The following is a 20,244-nucleotide window of genomic DNA, read 5'->3' as shown; positions in this document are numbered from 1 at the left end:
AAGTCAGCCCCGAGCCGGATAACCAGTTCGGGGCTAAACACATAAGAAAGTTAGTTGGGGTGCTTAGAGCTGAACGCCGTCCCGCCAGATACGGGTGGGGAGCAGGGTTTCAGCGTCCAGGAGCAGAAGGTCACCCGGGTAACCCGGTGCAATCCGACCGTAGGAGTCAGCCAAGTCCAGAGCGGCGGCAGCCTGAGAAGTGGCCGCAGCAACCGCAAGGTCAAGCGGCTGACCAGAGTGCTGAACAGCCAACGCCACCGCACGGTCCATCGTCAGGGTGGAGCCAGCCAGGGATTTACCCTCAACCAGGGTTGCAACCCCACCCTTAACCTCAACCTCGAGGGTACCCAGCATGTAGATGCCGTCAGCGTTACAGGTAGCTGACATGGCATCGGTCACCAGCACGGTACGCTCCGGTGCCCGCCCAAAAATCTGGGCAACTACTGAGGGATGAACGTGAATACCGTCGTTAATAATTTCCAGTGAAACACGGCTGTCTTCCAGGGCCGCAATCACAGGGCCGGGGGCACGGTGGTGGATACCGTTCATACCGTTAAAGGTGTGGGTTAGCAGACTAGCACCTGCCGAGAAAGCATCTCTTGCCTGCTCATAGGTGGCGCTGGTGTGGCCCACAGCGACCTTGGTACCTGCGCCCACAAAGCTTTCAATAGCGGCCAGGCCACCCTCACGTTCAGGGGCCATGGTCACCTGGAGCAGATGTCCGCCAGCCGCATCAAGAATCTGGGCGACTGCCTCAGGGTCAGGGTCACACAGAAGATCCTCGGGGTGAGCACCTTTGTGCTGGGGGTGTAGGAAAGGCCCTTCGGCGTGGAAACCCAAAACCTGAGGGTTCTGCTCCACCAGAGGTGCCAGGTTACGCAAGCTATGGCTAATAGCCTCCACCGAGTTAGTCACGGTGGAGAGAACACTGCGGGTAGTACCGTGCTTGGCGTGAGCCTCAAGGGCGGCAGTAGCGCTTTCAATGCTTCCCTCATCATAGGCGTGCCCAGCACCGCCGTGATGGTGGATATCAATATAACCGGGGACCAGCGGAGCCCCAGCCGCATCAACCACCTCGGTACCGGGGCTCAGGTAGCTCTGCCACTCATCCTCGCCCAGAACCTTACTAATCTTCCCGTTCTCTAGAAGGACCGCACCGCGCTGGTGAACCCCTCCGATGATCCCGTCATAGAGGGTAGCTGAATGAACGATAAGGGAGGACATAAAATCTGCCTTCTTTCTCATCAAAGAATTAAACAATACGGAGGTTATAGCCCTGCTGGGTCACCCGATCGGCCCATTCCTGGCTGATAGAGGAGTCTGTAATGATGGTAGTGGCTAAACGGTCGCTGTCACCGCTAATCGAAGTAAAGGAACGCTTACCGAACTTACTTGAATCGGCCACGATAAAGGTCTGCTGGGCACGGGTAATCATAGTGTGGTTGACCGATGCCTCATACTCATCCACGGTGCCCGGGCCGTTTTCGTCGAACCCGTTGACCCCGATAAAAGCCATGTCCAAAGAAATCTGGTTGAGAACATCAATGGCGTAGGGGCCGGTCAGCTCGTAGGAGAAGCCGTTAATCACCCCGCCGGTCAGCACAATTTTGATTTCGCTGACTTCGGCCAGCCGGTAGGCGATATCAACGGCGTTGGTGACGATGGTCAGCAGAGGCTTATGGGGAGAAGAGAGCTGATCCTTATGGCGGTGAGCCCACTGTGCAAGAGCATGGGCAAGAGCGCCCACAGTGCTGCCACCGGTGACCCCAATCATGGCACCGGGCTTGATGTATTCCAGGCAATGCTGGGCAATTGCGGCCTTTTGGGTGCTGTGGGTCTGGTCCATCTTAATGACCGGCGGGAGGTAGGTAGGCAGACTCTGGGCGCCACCCCGTGTGCGCTGCAGCAGGCCAGCCTGGCTGAGCGCTTCCAGGTCCCGCCGGACCGTGGCTGTGGATATCTTGAGCTCGTCAACCAGTTCTTTGACCGTCACGACTTGGCGTGAGTTCACGATATCCAATATCTGTGTATGGCGCACATCACGCATAGTCAGAGCAAGCTCCTTGATCTCTATAGTTTTTCAGGCCGCTAACCAACAGGTATCGCCGGGGATGCGCCCCAGCTTCCCAATAATCTATCGAATTCTTTTCTAACTTTCATTCCTGCCCACTAACTGGGCCAGCTCCCCAGACAGCACAGTCATGTAAGCCAGGCTCTTGCCCGGCTGGAACCAGCCGGGCAAGGGTTATTACTATCGAGCGGAACCGCTGGCAAAAAGGGTCAGCAATCGCTGGGCCTCCTGGCTCAGGGCCTCCCGGCCAGCCATGGTGTACTTGCGGGAGTCCACGACATCTGGGTGAGCCGCCAGGTATTCGCGGATAGCCCCGGTATAGAAACCGTTCAGGTGGGTTGAAACGTTGATCTTAGTCATGCCAGATGCAATACCGCGCAGGATTTCCTGGTCACTGACGCCCGATGAGCCATGCAGGACCAGGGGTACACCTGCGGCTTGACGGAGCCGGCCAATCAGCTCGTGATCCAAGGTGGCGGTGCGGGAGGTCATGGCGTGCTCACTGCCTACAGCCACTGCTAAGGTATCGACACCGGTTGCCGCCACGAATTCCTTACTCTCTGCCGGATCGGTGCGTACACCGGGAGCGTGGGCGCTCTTCTTACCGCCAATTTCACCGAGTTCAGCTTCAACGGTCGCACCCTTCTTGTGGGCGTATTCCACGACCTTGGCGGTTGCGGCCAGGTTCTCTTCGTAGGGCAGGGTTGAGCCGTCGTACATGACCGAGCTGAAGCCCAGGTCAATAGCCTGGCAGGCCAGTTCCACAGACTCGCAGTGATCCAGATGAACAGCAATCTCGGCGGTTGAGTTCCGTGCAATTTCAAGCATGGCATGGCCGATAGGCTCAAAGCCACCGTGGTAGCGGATGCAGTTGTGGCTGACCTGCATAATCACGGGCAGGTTAGATCGCTCAGCGGCGGCCGCAATTGCTTCTGCGGTTTCCAGGTGGACGACGTTGAAAGCCCCGATGCCGCTCTTACGGCTTTCGGCAGCTAGGACCAGATCTAGGGTGCTTACCTGTGGCATGTTGTTCTTCCTTCTGGGCTGGTGCTAGGACGCCGACGGGTAGGTGACATCTTCAACGATGACCTTTTCGGCCAGTGAAGACCAGGCGCTACCAATAGAGCCGGCGAGGGGTTGGGTAACAGCGGAGGCAGACCAGCTCACTGCACGGATAAGCAGGTCTTCTAGGCTGAGTTCATCAAGAAGTGAGGTAGCAAGGGCTGCTACGAGGGCATCGCCTGCCCCGGTGGGGTTACCTTCAAGGGGTTGAGCAAGACGCGCTTTGACTCCCTGCTCTTGCCCGAAAGCGTAGAGGCCGTCAGGGCCGCAGGAGACAATGATTTGCTGGGCACCCAGCTCCTGTAGGCGGGCGACACCCCGGTAGAGGTCTTGCTCACCGGTTGCTTCTACCAGTTCAGCTCGATTGGGCTTGAGGTAGGTGACACCGGCGCGGGCGGCTTCCAGTAGGTAGGGGCCGGAAGTATCCACGATGAAAGCGGCACCGGCCTCCTGGCAGGTACGAGCGATATCAGAGATAAGTCCTTCGGGGCTCCGGGGAGGGAAGGAGCCAGAGAGTGTGACCACGCTACCGGGGTACTGAGCCAGGGAGTCTGCCAGGTGCTTCAGGAGTTCCCGGTAGACCTCTGCGGGGTGCTCCTGGCCTGACTCGTTGATGATGGTGGTCGTGGAACTTTCCGTTTCCACCAGGGCATAGGTGCTCCGCAGGGGAACGGGGGTAGAGGCCTGAAGGAGCTGTACCTGCTCGTGTAGGGGGCACACCCCGGGGCTCGAAGCGGCAACTCGGGCCTTGAGCTCAGCGAGCGATAGCTCGTTCAGGGGCGCAAGAGCCAGAGCAGGGTAGCCCTGCTCGGCGGCTACGTTTGCAACGTTAAGCCCCTTACCGCCCAATCTGCGCTGGGCATGAGGGATCCGAAGGGTGCTCTCCGGGGTGAGCTGGTCTATGCTCACCGTGATATCGAGAGCTGGATTGAGCGTCAGTGTAATGACTCGTGCACCGGCCATAATGGTACCTCTCCCCTTTCCCTACTGCTTAGTTCAGAATGACTGAACGGGTTAGGTTGCGGGGTTCATCGGGGTTTAGTCCGTTAGCCAAGGCAGTTTCAAGAGCTACGCGGTGCTGGCGAGCAAGGTCAGCCAGGGGGTCAAGGTCACGATCCTCGAAGTAAGCGCCGGTTGCTTCTACCTGCTCGCGCAGCCCCTCGGGTGCAAGGCCGAACTGCCAGGTGACGCGGCCGGGTGCTGCGATGGAGATGGGACCGTGGCGGTACTCCATGGAGTTGTAGGACTCGGTCCACTTCTGGGAGGATTCGCGCATCTTGAGTGCGGCTTCAGTAGCCAGCGCTGCGGTCCAACCGGTGCCCAAGAAGGAGTACTGTTCAGCGTTGATCAGTTCAGGGGCAAGAGGTTCGCTCAGTGCAGCGCGGCAATCTTCGATAGCGGCACGGCATACTTCTTCTGAGTCGATGGAGCTCCGCAGGAACATGAGAGCGGTGGTAGCGAAGCGGGTCTGGACAACGGACTTCTCGTCGGCGAAGGAGAGGTCAACAAGGCGGTCAGCAAGTTCTGCTACGGGTGAGTCAGGTACACCGACCAGGACGGTGATGGGCTTGGTGCCTTTGACGCTCTTCATGAAGTCAACGATTTCGGTGGTGGTACCGGAGCGGCAGATGATGAGGTATTCGTCAAAGTCACGACCGGTGGGGACCTCGGTTGCGGTGAAGGCATCGGTGATGCCCTGGCCAGCATTTTCGCGCAGAGCGGCGTAGGCCTGAGCCATGAACCAGGAGGTGCCGCAGCCAATAGCTGCTACCTTCAGGCCGGGCTGGGGAAGGACGGCGGTGTCCAAGCCCAGTGCCTGCTCCCACATGAGGGGCTGGCTTTCAAGTTCTTCTTTCATAAAAGCGCCTGCTAGAGACATGGTGTTTTTCCCTTCCGGAGCGTCTGTAGTTCTGGTGAGCAACTGCCCATTAGCAATCAATTTCGCTCAATATTTATGATTACACATGATTCCTTTTGCTGTCCAGACCTGAAGGCAACTTAAAAGAAAAGCGAGCACCCAGCACCCTACCCAAAGGCAAAAACTGAGGCGAACGACACTCAAGATACTTAATAGGGAGGGTTCGGTTCTTACTTTTGAGTCAAAACCACCCTTTTTCAGGCGCCAGGGCCCCTGCGCATCCTTCACCAGGCCCCATGATCAAGTTTGATTTTTTCTCAAAAAAATCAGTAAAAATGTTTACATCACGCAAATTCGCTCACTATGATGGGATGTGTAGATAGGTCCGTTACCGAGGAGACAATCCCATGAGCTTTACTCCCGATCTCGTCTCAGCCCAACGAGAGGCCAAAGACTGGAAAGAAGCTATCCAGCTAGTTGGCAGCCTCTACGAGCAGGCCGGAATAGCCACCGAAGAATACACTCAGGCTATGATTCAGGGCGTCCTGGACTTTGGGCCCTACATGGTCTTTGTTCCCGGCATTGCCATGCCGCACGCTAAGGCAACCAGCGGCGTGCTCAAGTCTGGCACAGCGGTCGTCACCCTCTCCACCCCCGTAGAGTTCGGTAGCGAGAAGAACGATCCCGTCGATTTCCTCATCTCGTTTGCCTCAACAAGCACCGACGGGCACATGGAAAAGATCCAAGAACTTGCAGCTGTCCTAGCTGACCAAGACCGTATTGAAAAAGCACGCCAGGCCCGCAATGACGATGAGCTTATGCGCGTGTTCACCACCAAATAGTAAGGAAAAGAACAATGATTTCAATTGCAACCGTATGTGGCATGGGCCTCGGAACCTCCATGATGCTGGCCGGGCAGGTACGCACCCTGCTCAGCGCCGAAGGTATCGAAGCTAAAGTTCAGGCTATTGACCTGGGCTCCTTCAAGTCCCAGCCCTCAGACATCGTTGTGACCACCACCGGAATGGCAAAAAACGTCGAAGGCACCAAGGCCAAGGTCGTTCTCATTGACAATCTCATCGACAAGAACGAGGTTAAGACCAAGGTTCTAGCAGCTGTCAAAGACTTCCAAGCCGGTGCCTAACAGCACCCCTTAGATACATAAGGTAAACCACCATGGATTCCGTCCTTTCCTTCTTGATACAGCTGGTTCAGATCCCAGCTATTATCGTAGGTTTTATCGCCTTTATCGGTTTGCTCGCCCAGAAGAAGAGCGCCGACGAGATTGTTACCGGCACTATTAAGACCGCACTCTCGCTACTGATTATCGGTGGCGGCGTTACCGTCCTGATTCAGGGCCTCGGCCCCATCCAGGACATGTTCAAGATGGCCTTCCCCGCGGGGAACATCACCACCTTCGTTACCTTCGATGAAGCCGTGGTCTCGGCCGTTCAGGCTGGACCTGTAGCAGCTCTAGGCTCACAAATTGGCCTAACCATGCTCTTTGGTTACATCGTTCACCTCCTGCTAGCCCGCTTCACCCCCTGGCACTACGTCTACCTGACCGGCCACATGATCTGGGTGCACGCTGGTGCTTTCACCATCGCCATCTACCAGCTGGGTCTGGGCCCCTTCTGGACTGTTGCCATCGCCTCTATCATTGACGGCTTCTACATGACCCTGGCTCCCGCCATCGCCCAGCCCTTCGTCCGCCGTATCACCGGTGGTAACGACGTTGGTTTCGCACACGGCCAGACCCTGCTCAACGTACTAGCTGGCTACCTGGGCATGGTCATTGGCAACAAGGAGAAGTCAACCGAGGACATCAAACTCCCCGAGAAGCTCTCCTTCTTCCGCGACGTAGCTGTCTCCACCACCCTGGTCATGCTCATTGTCTCCATCGGCACAGCTATCACAGCTGTTTCCGTAGGTGGCGTAGAAGCCTTCGAAGCGACCACCGAAAACGGTGGTATCTCCAACGGTCAAAACTGGATCCTCTTCGCTTTCATGATGGCTATGCAGTTCACCGCAGGTATGCTGATTCTGCTCTACGGTGTTCGTATGCTCATCGGGGAAATCGTTCCTGCCTTTGAAGGTATCTCCCAGAAGGTTATTCCCAACGCGATTCCCGCACTGGATGTACCTGTTCTCTTTGCCTTCGCACCCAACGCTCTGCTCATCGGTCTGATTTCCGGTCTCATCGGTCAAATCGCTGGTATGGCGCTCTGTGTCTCCCTGGGTTGGCCGGTCCCCATCCCCTCCATGATCGTGGCCTTCTTCGCTTCCGGTACCGCAGCGATTTTTGCTAACTCAACCGGTGGCCGTCTTGCAGCCTGGATTGGCGGTTTCCTCTGGGGCTTCCTGGGCTGGATCCTGATCTCCTTCGCCTTCTACAGCCAGGCCTTTGGCGACCTGGAAGCTCTCGGCGCCTCCGGCCTGGGCTTCACCGTTCCCGATGCTGTTGTCCCCGGCATCATCATCCACTGGATCGGCCAGCTCCTGGGTCTCGTAGCCTAAAAACTTGGTTGCTCTCGCACCGCTACCCCGCCCGGTCTTACCGGTCGGGCGGGGAACAACAATTTTCTACCAGCATCAATCAAAGGATTCTGAATCATGTCACAGCTCTTGGATAGCTACTACCAGCAAATCATCTCCCTGCTTGAAAAGATTCGTGAAGAAGAAGTACCTACCATCGAAAAGGCAGCATCAGAGATCGCTGACCGCGTCGCAAAGGGTGCCCGTATCTTTGCTTTCGGTGCTTCACACTCCAGCCTGCCGGTCCAGGACATCGTCTACCGCGCCGGTGGCCTCATGCTCATCAACCCCCTCTACGCACCCGGCGTTGAAGCACTGACCACCCGCCCCACCACCCTGGGCTCCCAGATGGAACAGATGCCCGGCTACGCCGAAGTCGTCCTCAACAACTCACCCCTGCGCGAAGGCGATGTTCTCATTGTTGTTTCGGTCTCTGGCCGTAACGCACTCCCGGTCGAGCTGGCTCGTGAAGCCCGTGCCCGCGGCATCTTCGTGGTAGGTCTGACCTCCTCCAAGTACACCGACGCCGTTACCTCTCGCGTTCCCGATAAGACCAAGCTCAAGGATCACGCAGATATCCTCATCGACAACCAGGTCGATGCCGGCGACGCCGTACTTTCCCTCGAAGGTGTCCCCCAGAAGTTCACCCCTGCTTCGGGTATCACCTCGACCGCGATTCTGCACTCCCTGTCCGCAGGTATCATAGAGCAGCTCTTGGCTCGCGGAATCAGCGCCCCAGTCTTCCTCGCGGCCAACCTCGATGGTGGTGCCGAGTGGAACAAGAAGCACATGTCTGAAAACCAGGACAAGATCTTCTACCTTAACTAATGAGCAGTGCCTGACTCGGAGCTTTACTCTGAGTCAGGCACCTTTTATATCTAAGGACATAAACAATGAAGTTTACCTCCAGCAAATACAGGGCCTTAACCCTGGGTCTAGTCACCCTCAGCCTGGCAGCTTGTTCAACAGCCCCGGGCCAGCCCGGTCAGCCCACAGCAAGCGCTTCTGCTAGCCCCTCAGCGACGAGCAGCTCCAGTTCAACAGCGCAACCCACCGCAACAGCAAGCCCTAGCCCCAGTGCTAGCCCCAGCTCAACGGAACAACCCACCGCAACTGCAGAACCTAGCGAAACCGGGTCCCCCCAGCCAACTCCCTCCCCCAGTGTTAGCTCTTCTGCCGGTACAGGGGACCAGGCAGGTCAAGACTGGGTTCTTAAGTATCAAGAACAGTTTGATGATGATATTTCCCTCTCGGCAGAGCCCTGGATAGTTGATCCGTTGGGCGCCGAAAGCCCCTGGTACGTTGATGAGTTCTCCGATGACGGTGTTTATTACAGCATTTTGGGGGGCAAGTCCTTCGACCGTGCCCTGGACAGCATGAACATAATGCGTAAGCGTCTTACTTTCGGCCAGGACGGTTGGCTGACCCTAGAATTAGCTGCCCAGGACCTCAACAAGGACGGGATTCCCGATGCAGAGCCCTCTCTGACAAGCCAGGACGGGGAAGGAGTTCTGAAGGTTCCCGCCTGGAATAGCGGCCTGGTCCTTACCGGCACCGACACCCTACCCAGCGAATACCGCATTGAGTACGAACTTAAGACCGTTGATTTCGGTGGCAAGCGTACCGTTGACGGCGAAGAGACCTGGAACTACGACGGCAAGTACAACGGCTACACCCCCGGTGAGTGCAAGACTAACTTCCCCTGGGTTCGCCGTGGTGACTACTCTCAGGGTGGTTCAGACACCGTTGACCCCTGCGCCGCACCCTGGGGCGATGTGACCAAGGAGAACGGCTACTATCTGCTCTCCATCATGGACTACGCCCACCCGGCTCCCCACAACAACATCTTCATCCACAGCCACCGCAAGGTAGGCATGGATACCTACTCTGTTGATGCCTCATGGGCTAAGAACTATTCTGTCTGCAACCCCGCCACCCAGGAGGTATACCCCTATAGCCTCTCAAAGGCAAACGGTATCAACCAGATCTTCTTTGACGGCAACAGCTTCCGTGACCCGAGCTTCGCCTACAACCAGTTCGTCATGCCCACTCCCTGTGGCCTGCGTGTTGGTGATGTTCCCGGTGCAACGATTGTTGCTACCGCTGAGCTTGAGCCTGAACTGATGCCTCAAGAAACCTACACCATTGCTATTGAGCGCACCAAGGACAGCTACGTCACCGAGCTGACCGGCAATTTCCGCTACATCGGCCACACCACGATCCGCAATGAGCGCCCCTTCGTAGATCAGGACGGACAGCACTCCATCTGGCACTACAACCAGACCGCTGATGAGTACGATGGTTCTCTGAACCAGACTCTCACCTTTGAGGGCCCCTTCGGTAGCTTTGATAAGGATATGTGGCCTGAGGGATCGGCTTACCCGGATAACTTTGTCATTGGTATCCCGCACCTGAACTATTACGAGGGTTCGGCAACCATTGACAATATCAAGCTCTACACCAAATAAGACTGCCCTAGAAATATCAGCTTAGGTCTACCCCTCAACCCCTCACTAGGAGGAGATTTAGTATGTACGCTTCTCGGCGTCAAGCCCTCAGCGGCCTCTTAAGCTCTGTGGCCCTAGCAGGACTAGGAACAACCCTGGTCCAAGACCCAGCACAGGCAAGCTACGCTATCAATCCTGACCGGATTATTAAAGCCAACCCCAGCATCTTGGTCCACGAAAAGGACTTCGCCTACCTGCGCCAGAACCAGGACAAGCTGGCTACTTTCTTGAACCGTTGCGCCCGTGAATTGTCTTATCAGCCTAGCCCGGTAGCAGACCTGGCACCTGCACCTCACTATGACGCGAACGGTGTTAACACCAGCCCTAAAAGTGGTGCCATTTTTAGCCGTGATGTCCGCGTAGCCTACCGCCTAGCTATCCGCTACCGCATCACTCGGGAGACGGAGTATGCGCTCAAGGCACTCCAGATTATTGATGCCTGGGCCAGCACCCTCACCGCGGTAAGCACTCGCCAGGGGGAGGCTGACTTGAATTTCAACTCAGCGCACATGATTCTGGCAGCCTACTGGGCTCAGGTATGCGGCCAATGGGATAACGCAACCTTCAAAGACTTCCTCCGTAACCTGGTTCTGCCTCATTCCACCTCTGACAGGGATAATAACCACGGTTTCTGGGGGGTGCTGACGGAGGCCTGCGTAGCCGGTTACCTGGGCGATAAGGTTCTGCTTCAGCAGGCTAAGGACCGTTGGGAAACACTGCTCATTAAAGGTGTTGATGACAAGGGCGAGATGCCCCTGGAACGCGATCGCAGTGCAACCTCTAACTGGCATGGGGGCCCCGATAAGGGCAAGAAGGGAATTGCCTACACGCACTATGCTCTACTCCCTGCCAGCCACGCAGCTAAGATCTTTGTTGATCTGGGCCTGCCTGCCTGGGCCACCCCCGGCGGCAAGAAGCTGGAGCAGGCCTACGGTGTAGCTGCCCGGTGGACTAACAACCCCGCTAGCTTCCCCTACTATGAGAGCAACAAGGGGCAACTCGATGGCGTGCGTGATGCCGCCTACTTTGCCTTACTCAGCCGTGTTTACCCTGACCCTGCAGGCAAGAAAGCCCTCGCGGACGGTTCTTTGGGTTCTAACGGCCTGCAAACCTTGGAGCTTTTCCCCAGCTTCTAGGTGCCTGCTCTGTGTTAGTGGGCGCTAACTGGGTTGAACCCCGCAGCTCTGAGCTCTCTTAAAGCGGAAGGGACCGGTCAGTGCGTAACTGGCCGGCCCCTTCTGTTTTTGTCTTTAGTTACGGAAGCCGTGAACCGGGGACGGGATCCGCCCACCACGAGCCACGAAAGCCTCAGCGGATTCGGGGTGGGCGGGCATAACAGGCGCGCGGCCTAGCAGGCCGCCAAACTCGACCATCTGACCAACCTCAAGACCGATTGCGGGGATAACTCGCACAGCGGTGGTCTTGTGGTTCATCACGCCAATAGCTGCCTCATCGGCAATCATGGCTGAGATGGTAGCTGCGGTGGTATCACCGGGGATAGCGACCATATCCAGGCCGACCGAGCAGATGGCGGTCATAGCTTCGAGCTTATCCAGGGTGATTTTCCCGGCTGCGGCGGCATCAATCATGCCGATATCCTCAGAGATGGGGATAAAGGAGCCAGAAAGTCCACCCACATGGGAGCAGGCCATGAGCCCGCCCTTCTTGACGGCATCGTTGAGTAGGGCCAGGGCGGCAACGGTTCCGTGGGTTCCCACGGATTCCAGGCCCATCTCTTCGAGCACGTGCGCTACGGAGTCGCCAACCTCAGCAGTGGGAGCCAGGGAAAGGTCTACGATGCCGAAGTCAACACCCAGGCGATCAGCGGCTAAGGTGCCAACCAGCTGGCCCATGCGGGTTATTTTGAAGGCTGCCTTTTTAATGGCCTCAGCGCAGGAATCAAAGGATTCACCGCGCACCTTTTCCAGGGCACGTTTAATCACGCCGGGGCCCGAAACACCTACAGAAACAACAGTGTCAGCTTCCTGCACGCCGTGGAAAGCACCGGCCATGAAGGGGTTATCGGATACGGCGTTGGCAAAGACAACCAGTTTAGAACAACCAAAGCCGTGGGCTTCTGCCGAGCCCTCGGCTGTTTGGCGGATAACCTCGCCCATGGTTTTGACCGCACTCATGTTGATTCCAGCGCGGGAAGACCCAATATTGACAGAGGCACAGACCACGTCAGTCTCGTTGAGGGCACGTGGGATAGAACGCATGAGCTTTTCATCAGCGGGGGTGGAACCCTTATCAACCAGGGCAGTAAAACCGCCGATGAAGTTCACCCCCACGGCTTTAGCCGCAGCGTCCAGGGTTTTTGCGAACTCTACATAGTCCTCGTCGTCGGAGGCGCCGGCAACCAGAGCGATAGGGGTGACGGAGATGCGCTTATTGATGATGGGGATACCGAGCTCAGCCTCAATGCCTTCAGCGACTTCAACCAGGCGGGCGGCGCGGGAGGTAATTTTGTCGTAGATTTTCTGGCGAGCAATAGCGCCCCTGGAGTCAGCGCAGTCCAGCAGTGAGATGCCCATGGTGACTGTGCGAATATCGAGTTTGTCTTCCTCGATCATCTGTAGGGTTTCAAGAATATTATCGGAGCGGAACATGGTGCGGTAGCTCCTAGAGGTTGTGCATGGCTTGGAAGATTGCATCAGACTGAATACGAATCTGAACGCGCTGAGCTTCTTCAACCGGTTTCATGGCTTCTTGCAGCTCGGTGATGGACTGGCTGGTCTCATCGAAGCTGCCCTGCAGAATCATGGTGAAGTAACCCTGCATGAGGGTCTGGGAGAGGTTTTCAATGTTGACTTTGCGTTCAGCGAGCTTGCCTGTCACACCGGCGATGATGCCCTCGTGGTCTAGGCCGGTCACAGTTAAAATAATTTTCATCGTTTCCTTAAGGTACTGGTTTTTAGCTGGTTAGCCACCGGCTGGGGCGTCAGGTTGTCCTTGCCCAGGCTTCGAGGGGGCCCTTTGGAGGGGACCTGACCTATGATGCTCTCTGACAGGCGATGTAGAGCTGGCCCTGGCCGCTAAGGCTTAGGGTAGCGGATTCTCCTGTGTACATCACTGCTTGGGTTCCGCCTAGTGTGAAGGTCTTATCGTCATCGCGAACCACCATGGTACCAGCGGTGCACAGGGCGATCGCAACACCGCTAAGGGGGAGTTCAATTTCTTGACCTTGCTCAAGGACCAGGTGGGTGATGCTGAGGCGTTTGTCCCACATGGAGTATTCTGCGGTGCCGTCGCTGGTGGGGGTTGGGCGCTGAATGACCGGTGCGTCTTGTCGCTCCCCCAGAATCTTGATGAGTTCTTCCTCGTCAAGGTGTTTGGGGGTTAGCCCTGCGCGCATGACGTTATCGGAGGGGTTCATGAGTTCGATGGCGGTGCCGGAGATGTAAGCGTGCACCTGCCCGTCGGGGGTATAGACCGATTCACCCGGTGCCAGGTAGACCAGGTTCATGACCAGGGCAACCAGCAGGCCGCGGTCGCCGGGGTATTTAGAGTCAATGAGGTTGACTAGTTCGGCTACGCCAGCGGCCAGTGATTCGCGCCCGTCCACGGCTCCGTTCTTTTGTGCCCAGCTGCGGGCTGCTGCAAGGGTTTGCTCAAGGGCGGTGGCGGAGGCTTGCGGTGACATTCGGATAATTGCGGTGAGAAGCTGTTTGGGGGTCTTGGAGGCATCTAAGGCGCCAGCCAGCCAGCGGAGCTTGAAATGCTCGGCGATAGCCGAGAGCTCAGAGAACTTGCGCACGCCAGTTAGGATGCGCATCTCTGAGAGGGCAATGACGGTTTCAGGTTTGGAGAAGGTGTCCTTGTAGTTGCGTGCCGGATCGTTCAGGGGTATGCCACGGGCGTTCTCGTCGGCAAAGCCTGCTTGGGCCTGCTCGTCGGTGGGGTGCACCTGGATGGAAAGAGGCGATTCAATAGCCAGAATTTTGAAGAGGAAGGGGAAGACGTCATTGGTGCGCTGGGCGTTGAGGAAGCGGTTGGGCTGCTCTGCAACCAGTGCGTCAAGGGTGTAGGTGCCGCCGTCTACGTGTGCTACGGAGGGAGCTGCGGGGTGGGCACCTACCCAGAGCTCTGCTTCGGGTTGTTCGGTGGGGGCTGGGGCCCCGCGCATGAGAGCTAAGGTCTCGTATGAACCCCAGGCATAATTCTGAATCGGGTTAGCAAGAGAAAAAAGTTCAGCCATGTACACCATACAACCATGCCTTAGGTGCCATAGGCATAAAATTATTATCTAAATTGCTGGTGTTTATTGCCATAAATCCCCGACAAATTCGCATGGAAACTGTCTAAAGCCGCTGGCGCCCCGTAAACTTGGCTCTTGTGAATACTATTGATTTAACCGCATCTTTTAAGGCCTACGATGTTCGCGGTATCGTAGGTGAAACCATTACCGCTGAGACCGTTCGTGCGACCGGTGCCGCTTTCGTGGACGTTCTCGATTTAGCTGGTCAGAATGTGCTGGTGGGCGCGGATATGCGGCCCTCCGGCTCCGAGTTCATGCAGGCTTTTGCCGAGGGGGTAACCGCTCGAGGCGCTCATGTCATTAATATTGGCCTGATTTCTACTGACGAGCTCTATTTTGCCTGTGGCATTGAGAATGCCGCTGGCGTTACCTTTACTGCTTCGCATAACCCCGCTGAGTACAACGGTATGAAGATGTCCAAGGCGGGCGCTGTTCCGCTTTCTTCTGAAACCGGCTTGTACGATATTCGTGACCTGGCCCAGAAGTACCTGGATGAGGGCGCTATCCCCGCTGTTGAGGCTACCGGTACCGTCTCTGAGAAGGACGTGCTTCAGGCTTATGCCGAGTACCTGCGCAATCTGGTGGATCTTTCGGGTATCCGTAAGCTCAAGGTTGTTGTCGATGCCGGTAACGGTATGGGCGGTTTGACTACTCCCGCTGTTTTGGGCGATACCATTCTGCCTGGCCTGCCCTTGGAAATCCTTCCCCTCTACTTTGAGTTGGACGGCACCTTCCCCAATCATCCCGCTAATCCGCTGGAGCCCGCTAACCTGGTGGATTTGCAGAAGGCTGTTGTGGAGCACGGTGCTGACATTGGTTTGGCTTTCGATGGCGATGCTGACCGTTGCTTCGTGATTGATGAGAAGGGTGAGCCTGTCACGCCTTCGGCTATTACCGCACTGGTTGCTGAGCGCGAGATTAAGCGTGCCCAGGCTGAAGGTAACGATAACCCGGTCATTATTTACAACCTGATTACGTCTAAGGCTGTGCCTGAGCTGGTTGAGAAGCTGGGTGGCCGTGCCATTAAGACCCGTGTGGGTCACTCTTTCATCAAGGCTGTTATGGCACATGAAAAGGGTGTTTTTGGTGGCGAGCATTCGGCTCACTACTATTTCAAGGACTTCTTCAACGCTGACACCGGTATGCTGGCTGCTCTGCATGTTCTGGCGGCGCTGGGTGAGGTTGAGGTTCCACTGAGCGAGCTGGCTGAGAAGTACGCTCCCTACGTTGCCTCCGGGGAGATTAACTCTGAGATTGAGGACAAGGCTGGTGCTGTTGCCCGCGTTGCCGCTCACTTTGGTGATACCGTTGAGGTTTCTGATATGGACGGTACCACTTTTGAGCATAAGACTGAGGGCTGGTGGGCTAACCTGCGCCCCTCAAACACTGAGCCTTTCCTGCGTCTGAATCTTGAGGCTCCCGATGTGGCCACGATGGAGCGTGTGCGTGACACTATTTTGAAGATTGTGCGCGAGGGCTAAGGAACCTCCTGCTTTTTCTGAAGGCAAAGAGCGCCCGCCCTGTTTTCTAGCCGAGAGGCTAGGAAACAGGGCGGGCGCTTTTATCTGATGGGTCTGCCTACGACTTATCTGCTCTTTAAAAGTCAGTATAACTATGGCTTTATGCCTCAATACAGAGGATGTTTACGCAGCCATAGTGCATCTCGCAATTCATCCCTTGGCCGGCTTCTCCATAGTTTTTGGACTCGTGAGTGAGACCGGATCCACACAGCAGCATCAGCATCAAGCCACTGAGCTAACTGATTCAGTTTCTGGGTAGCTTCACGAAGATACAGGTACTCTTCGCGCAGTGTTCTTCGCGTGACAGGTTCATGATGTGATAGCCGGTTTCTCAGATACAACGCATATATCACGGCATTTTCAAAATCCTGACGAGGCTTGCCGCCTACAGTGTAGTCCGGCAAATGTCGTTTGATGTACATCCAAGCAGTGGGTTCCTTAGACGCAGTCAGTAAGAAGCGCCAATGATCGAAAGACAATTCAGCGATGATTCTTCCCTTTGTGGCGGTGGAATAGGGCTGACCAGAACGCTGAATCGCTTTATAAACATTTCTCGTATAGCTTGCGTCATGACCGTTTGAGACCCTACCACGACCTCTATAGTTTGAGTCAAAGTAAGAGATATCAACTATCCAGTCGTCGCCATTTTCGGCGCTCATGGCCCTATCGATTGTGGTGCGAAGCAAGACCTCTATGTGTTGAATATCTTCAAGGAGCGCCTTCGCAACTCGAGTATTCCACACATAAAGGTCTTCAGCCTTGTCAGAGCTCTTGAAGCGTGACATACGCGGTGCCGAAAACCAGCGCTCTAAATCACTCAGCTGATATTTTCTTCTTGACTTCATTGATACACCTGCTAGGGTATAGGTGAGAGCTCCGGAACGGTCGACTGTCCTGAAATAGAGGATATACCCCCGGAGCTATTGTTTTATTTCCTCGCGGCTAAACGTACCTTACTTCGGGCTTGTCAGTAGTTGAGAAGCGGACCGCGCAGTAAAGAAAGTCTCGGTATGCTTCCAGATCGAGGGAACGGAATGCTTCGTGTCCGTAGTAATATCCTCCTGACAATGTGTAGTTGAAGACCCGCCCTGGCCCCAGCCTCTTGCTTTCTTCCGAGAAGAAAGCAAGTTTAATCAGAACTAAGTCCTTTGCTCCTCGACCATTGTCTTCAACGTAATAGCCAAGGACTGGAGTTGCCTTGTAATCCTCCGCTACCTCCAGCAGGCCCTCGACCTTTTTGTTTGAAATCGAGATCTGTGATGACCCAGTTTTGATGGTCCGGTAGGTAGATGCTACGGCAACCCTGTCACCGTCAATCTCGGCCAGATAGTAATCCCCTGGCAAGGCCTCTAGATTCTCAATACCGTACCGTCCAGCTTCCTGGTCAAGAACAGCTCCGAATCGTTCAAACGCTTCCTGCGCTCTGGTGGGCATAATCGATCTCCCCTAAATAGCTTCCTTGGCCATATCCCGGCTCTACCTTTCTAGCTTTAGCCTAACTTCTTATTCAATTCTAGAAAAATTCTTTATAAAGTCTAGCTAAATTCTAGTCGCTTCATCTGCGCGGCTAGGAAACAGGGCGGGCGCTTTTGTATGAAGATGTAGAAGCGCGGTGAACCTACCGGGAGCCTGCTGGCTCGGGGCTGGCGTGAATCAGGGGCGAGCACCCCAGCGCGAGCACCTGAGAGGATCAGCAGGCGAAAGTGCCGTACACGGGCTAACCCCAACCCATACAGAAGCGCGGTGAACCTACCGGGAGCCTGCTGGCTCGGGGCTGGCGTGAATCAGGGGCGAGCACCCCAGCGCGAGCACCTGAGAGGGTCAGCAGGCGAAGGTAGGTTCACCGCGCTCTATCTTTAACCGTTAGGCGCGGGCCTGGGCCGAAGGGTTAGGCGCGGGCCTGGTCGTGGAGCATCCACTGGTCGGGGCCGAAGATCTCGTACTGGATCTGCTGGCCGGGTACACCCGCTTCAACGAGCTGTGAGCGTACACCCTGCATGAAGGGCAACGGGCCGCACAGGTAGGCGGAGGCGTTGGCGGGTACCTCCAGCTTGGAGATATCAACGCGACCTTCGTAGTCGCCTTCACCGGCGGTTTCGAGGAAGGAAATCAGGCGGGCGTTCTTGAGTTTCTCAACATAACTGGCCATCTCCTCGCGTAGGGGCCAGGTAGCGGTTGAGCGGTCGGCGTGAACTACGACGACTTCGCGCTCTGAGCCGCTGGTGGCGAGTTCGGAGAGGAAGGCGATCATGGGGGTTACACCGATACCTGCGGAGAAGAGGTAGAGAGGTTTGGTTGCGTCATCGCCAAAAGCGCCCAGGGTGACGTCGCCGTAGGGGTTGGAGACCTCGACGCTGTCGCCGACTGCGAGTTCGTGCAGGATGGGGGTCATTTCGCCTGCGGTGTCGAGTTTGATGGCTACGCGGCGCTGGTTCTTCTGGGAGGGGAGCAGGGTGAACTGGCGGGCCTGGCGGAGGCCATCTTTTGCTTTGGTGACGATGGAGACGTACTGGCCTGCTACGGCGTCGGTCATGGCTACGGCGTTGGCGGCTTCGAAGGTGAAGTCGATGACGTTCTCGCCGGTTTCTTTGCGCTCTAGGAGGCGGAAGGGGGCGAACATGACCTCATTGGCCTGTGAGGCGTAGAGGCCTTTTTCAAGTTTGATGAGGGCGTCGGCCATGAGCCAGTAGACTTCGGTCCAGGCTTCTGCGATTTCGGGGGTGAGGATGTCGCCTAGGTTGGCGGCGATGGCTTCGAAGAGGTACTTGTAGACGGTGGGGTATTCTTCTTCGCGCAGGCCCAGTGAGGCGTGTTTGTGGGCTACGCGAGAGAGGACTTCGTCGGGGTAGCTGTCGGGGTTGGCCAGGATGTAGGAGGCGAAGACTGCGATGGAGCCTGCTAGTGCTTTGGGCTGGGTGCCTTCGAGTTGGGATGAGCGTGAGAACATGCCGTCCATGAGGTCGGGGCGGGCGGCGAACATGCGGCGGTAGAAGTCGGGGGTGATGTCGTTGATGCGTTCGGCGATGACGGGGAGGGTTGCCTCGATGATGGGGCGGGATTTGGCAGATAGCATGAGTGCTCCTTAGTGACAGGTTGTTGATAAACCACTTTCAATTTAGCATACTTCATACCAGTATTAGGGATTGGAAAGGCCGCTGCCGGTTTTAAAACCGACAGCGGCCTCGGTGCTTTTGTTAGTTTAAGCTACCGGCCGTGGTTTTTCTGGCGGAGCCAAGGGGGCCAAGTCCGAGTTCAAGGAAAACCGGGCCCATCTGGGCTTCGTTGGGTAGCTCAGAAATAACGACCGGATCGAGAATCTTGAAGAACTCTTCACGAGCGTTAGCTAGGATTACGCGCAAGGAGCAGGAATTACGCATGGGGCAAGTATGTGTTTCGCCTTCACATTCGACCATAGGTATGTCGCCCTCGGTGGCACGGAGGACCTGCCCGACGGTTGCACAAGCGCCTTTTTCGGAGAGGCGGATGCCGCCGGTGCGGCCTCTGGTTGATTCGAGCAGACCCATATTTGCCAGGAAGGCTACAGATTTGGCAACGTGGTTATAGGGGGTTCCTACACCCTCAGCAATTTTCTGGGTTGAGATTTGGTGACCGTCCAGCCCAGAAAGTAGCATCAGTACGCGCAGGGAAACATCTGAAAAGGCAGTGAGGCGCACAAGGTCCAGCTCCTTAGACATAGTGATGGGGCGATTATTGCTTCAACCTTAAGTTTCAGCTATATGCTTTCAGGTTTCAAGCCAGGCTGTCATCAGCCGACTTCTGGCGCTTGAACTCTACTTTAGCCGGGTTTCCTGCACATGTTGGGGGTGTGTGAGAGTGGCAAAGTAGTATGATAGGTAAGTAAAAACTCGAGGGCGCAACCCTTTTCATCGCACATACGCCAAGGGTGCGGGTAGGTGGTTGCGTCCATACCGCCTCCTGCTGGTGCACTCCTCCATTGATGTCGTGTTCTTCTGGCAGGTACATAGATAAAGGAATTATCTTGTCACAGCTTGATGCCTCCATTCAGGAATTGCTCTCCATTGAAGGCGCTACCGGTGCCGCTCTTGTCGATATTTCATCGGGTATGGCTCTTGCCGCTGGTGGTTCCCCTGGTTTTGACCTCACGGTAGCTGCTGCCGGTAACTCAAATGTTGTTCGGGCTAAGCTCAAGACCATGGCTGACCTTGATGTCAAGGGGAACATTGAGGACATTATGATCACTCTTTCCTCCCAGTACCACCTGATCAACGTTCTTAACACTTCAGAAACATCAGGTCTTTTCGTCTACCTGGTGCTTGAGCGCAACACTGCCAACCTGGCTCTAGCACGCCACAAACTCAATGCCATCGCTTCAAGGATTTCCTTGTAAGCTGGCCTCATCCCCCAAGGCACACCAGCCTAAATCAGGAGGGCTCCCGGCTATGATGAGCCGG

The 20,244-nt window shown here is 56.0% G+C and carries 20 protein-coding genes; 8 read left to right on the top strand and 12 right to left on the bottom strand.

The window, feature by feature from the left end:
- Positions 1–63: 63 nt before the first annotated feature.
- The 5 genes from nagA to ACN08Y_RS08670 form a co-directional block, all read right to left on the bottom strand.
- Positions 64–1,224, bottom strand: coding sequence for an N-acetylglucosamine-6-phosphate deacetylase (gene nagA, locus ACN08Y_RS08690; RefSeq protein ID WP_419105341.1), 1,161 nt, complete (start codon positions 1,222–1,224; stop codon positions 64–66).
- A gap of 28 nt (positions 1,225–1,252) precedes the next feature.
- Entirely contained in the window at positions 1,253–2,047 is a 795-nt protein-coding gene (locus tag ACN08Y_RS08685) for a DeoR/GlpR family DNA-binding transcription regulator (protein ID WP_419112422.1), read from the bottom strand.
- 204 nt (positions 2,048–2,251) lie between these two features.
- Entirely contained in the window at positions 2,252–3,097 is an 846-nt protein-coding gene (locus ACN08Y_RS08680; RefSeq protein WP_419100419.1) for a class II fructose-bisphosphate aldolase, read from the bottom strand.
- 24 nt (positions 3,098–3,121) lie between these two features.
- Positions 3,122–4,096 (bottom strand): 1-phosphofructokinase family hexose kinase, encoded by a 975-nt coding sequence (locus tag ACN08Y_RS08675; protein WP_419105340.1) that lies wholly within the window; start codon positions 4,094–4,096, stop codon positions 3,122–3,124.
- A gap of 28 nt (positions 4,097–4,124) precedes the next feature.
- A complete protein-coding gene (locus tag ACN08Y_RS08670) occupies positions 4,125–5,012 on the bottom strand; it encodes an SIS domain-containing protein (RefSeq protein ID WP_419100417.1) in 888 nt (295 codons plus the stop codon).
- A gap of 386 nt (positions 5,013–5,398) precedes the next feature.
- Between ACN08Y_RS08670 and ACN08Y_RS08665 the strand changes: the two genes are divergently transcribed.
- The 6 genes from ACN08Y_RS08665 (at position 5,399) to ACN08Y_RS08640 (ending at position 11,169) form a co-directional block, all read left to right on the top strand.
- Positions 5,399–5,833: a PTS sugar transporter subunit IIA gene (locus tag ACN08Y_RS08665; RefSeq protein ID WP_419100416.1), complete on the top strand. Its 435-nt coding sequence runs from the start codon at positions 5,399–5,401 to the stop codon at positions 5,831–5,833.
- Positions 5,834–5,847: 14 nt separating this feature from the next.
- Positions 5,848–6,135 (top strand): PTS sugar transporter subunit IIB, encoded by a 288-nt coding sequence (locus tag ACN08Y_RS08660; RefSeq protein ID WP_419100415.1) that lies wholly within the window; start codon positions 5,848–5,850, stop codon positions 6,133–6,135.
- 32 nt (positions 6,136–6,167) lie between these two features.
- Positions 6,168–7,508, top strand: a complete 1,341-nt coding sequence (locus ACN08Y_RS08655) for a PTS ascorbate transporter subunit IIC (protein ID WP_419100414.1) — start codon at positions 6,168–6,170, stop codon at positions 7,506–7,508.
- Positions 7,509–7,604: 96 nt separating this feature from the next.
- Positions 7,605–8,354, top strand: coding sequence for a sugar isomerase domain-containing protein (locus ACN08Y_RS08650; RefSeq protein WP_419112421.1), 750 nt, complete (start codon positions 7,605–7,607; stop codon positions 8,352–8,354).
- A 65-nt stretch (positions 8,355–8,419) separates the two neighbouring features.
- Positions 8,420–9,994, top strand: a complete 1,575-nt coding sequence (locus tag ACN08Y_RS08645; protein ID WP_419112420.1) for a hypothetical protein — start codon at positions 8,420–8,422, stop codon at positions 9,992–9,994.
- A gap of 62 nt (positions 9,995–10,056) precedes the next feature.
- Positions 10,057–11,169, top strand: coding sequence for an alginate lyase family protein (locus ACN08Y_RS08640; RefSeq protein ID WP_419100411.1), 1,113 nt, complete (start codon positions 10,057–10,059; stop codon positions 11,167–11,169).
- A 114-nt stretch (positions 11,170–11,283) separates the two neighbouring features.
- Here the strand turns inward: ACN08Y_RS08640 and ACN08Y_RS08635 are convergent, their stop codons facing one another.
- The 3 genes from ACN08Y_RS08635 to manA form a co-directional block, all read right to left on the bottom strand.
- A complete protein-coding gene (locus ACN08Y_RS08635) occupies positions 11,284–12,642 on the bottom strand; it encodes a PFL family protein (RefSeq protein ID WP_419105336.1) in 1,359 nt (452 codons plus the stop codon).
- A 13-nt stretch (positions 12,643–12,655) separates the two neighbouring features.
- Positions 12,656–12,925: an ACT domain-containing protein gene (locus ACN08Y_RS08630; RefSeq protein WP_419100409.1), complete on the bottom strand. Its 270-nt coding sequence runs from the start codon at positions 12,923–12,925 to the stop codon at positions 12,656–12,658.
- Positions 12,926–13,025: 100 nt separating this feature from the next.
- The gene (gene manA, locus ACN08Y_RS08625) at positions 13,026–14,231 is read right to left on the bottom strand and encodes a mannose-6-phosphate isomerase, class I (protein WP_419111067.1); all 1,206 of its coding nucleotides are present in this window, start codon (positions 14,229–14,231) and stop codon (positions 13,026–13,028) included.
- A gap of 137 nt (positions 14,232–14,368) precedes the next feature.
- On the opposite strand from manA, the gene ACN08Y_RS08620 reads away from it, so the two are divergent.
- Entirely contained in the window at positions 14,369–15,772 is a 1,404-nt protein-coding gene (locus ACN08Y_RS08620; RefSeq protein ID WP_419112433.1) for a phosphomannomutase/phosphoglucomutase, read from the top strand.
- Between the two features lie 146 nt (positions 15,773–15,918).
- On the opposite strand, the gene ACN08Y_RS08615 is transcribed toward ACN08Y_RS08620, so the two are convergent.
- The 4 genes from ACN08Y_RS08615 to ACN08Y_RS08600 form a co-directional block, all read right to left on the bottom strand.
- Positions 15,919–16,656 carry an Abi family protein gene (locus ACN08Y_RS08615; RefSeq protein WP_419100406.1) on the bottom strand — a complete coding sequence of 246 codons (738 nt, stop codon included), beginning with the start codon at positions 16,654–16,656 and terminating at the stop codon, positions 15,919–15,921.
- A gap of 97 nt (positions 16,657–16,753) precedes the next feature.
- Positions 16,754–17,245 carry a hypothetical protein gene (locus tag ACN08Y_RS08610; protein ID WP_419100405.1) on the bottom strand — a complete coding sequence of 164 codons (492 nt, stop codon included), beginning with the start codon at positions 17,243–17,245 and terminating at the stop codon, positions 16,754–16,756.
- 454 nt (positions 17,246–17,699) lie between these two features.
- A complete protein-coding gene (locus tag ACN08Y_RS08605) occupies positions 17,700–18,884 on the bottom strand; it encodes an FAD-binding oxidoreductase (RefSeq protein ID WP_419112419.1) in 1,185 nt (394 codons plus the stop codon).
- 121 nt (positions 18,885–19,005) lie between these two features.
- Positions 19,006–19,485: an RrF2 family transcriptional regulator gene (locus tag ACN08Y_RS08600; RefSeq protein ID WP_419100403.1), complete on the bottom strand. Its 480-nt coding sequence runs from the start codon at positions 19,483–19,485 to the stop codon at positions 19,006–19,008.
- A gap of 326 nt (positions 19,486–19,811) precedes the next feature.
- Between ACN08Y_RS08600 and ACN08Y_RS08595 the strand changes: the two genes are divergently transcribed.
- The gene (locus ACN08Y_RS08595) at positions 19,812–20,180 is read left to right on the top strand and encodes a hypothetical protein (RefSeq protein WP_419100402.1); all 369 of its coding nucleotides are present in this window, start codon (positions 19,812–19,814) and stop codon (positions 20,178–20,180) included.
- Positions 20,181–20,244: the final 64 nt, after the last annotated feature.

The organism is Rothia sp. P5764 (genome assembly GCF_048512965.1).
In the GTDB taxonomy this organism is placed as follows: domain Bacteria; phylum Actinomycetota; class Actinomycetes; order Actinomycetales; family Micrococcaceae; genus Rothia.
The sequence above is the reverse complement of the archived record's forward strand: the minus strand, read 5'-3'. Positions and strand labels throughout refer to the sequence as shown.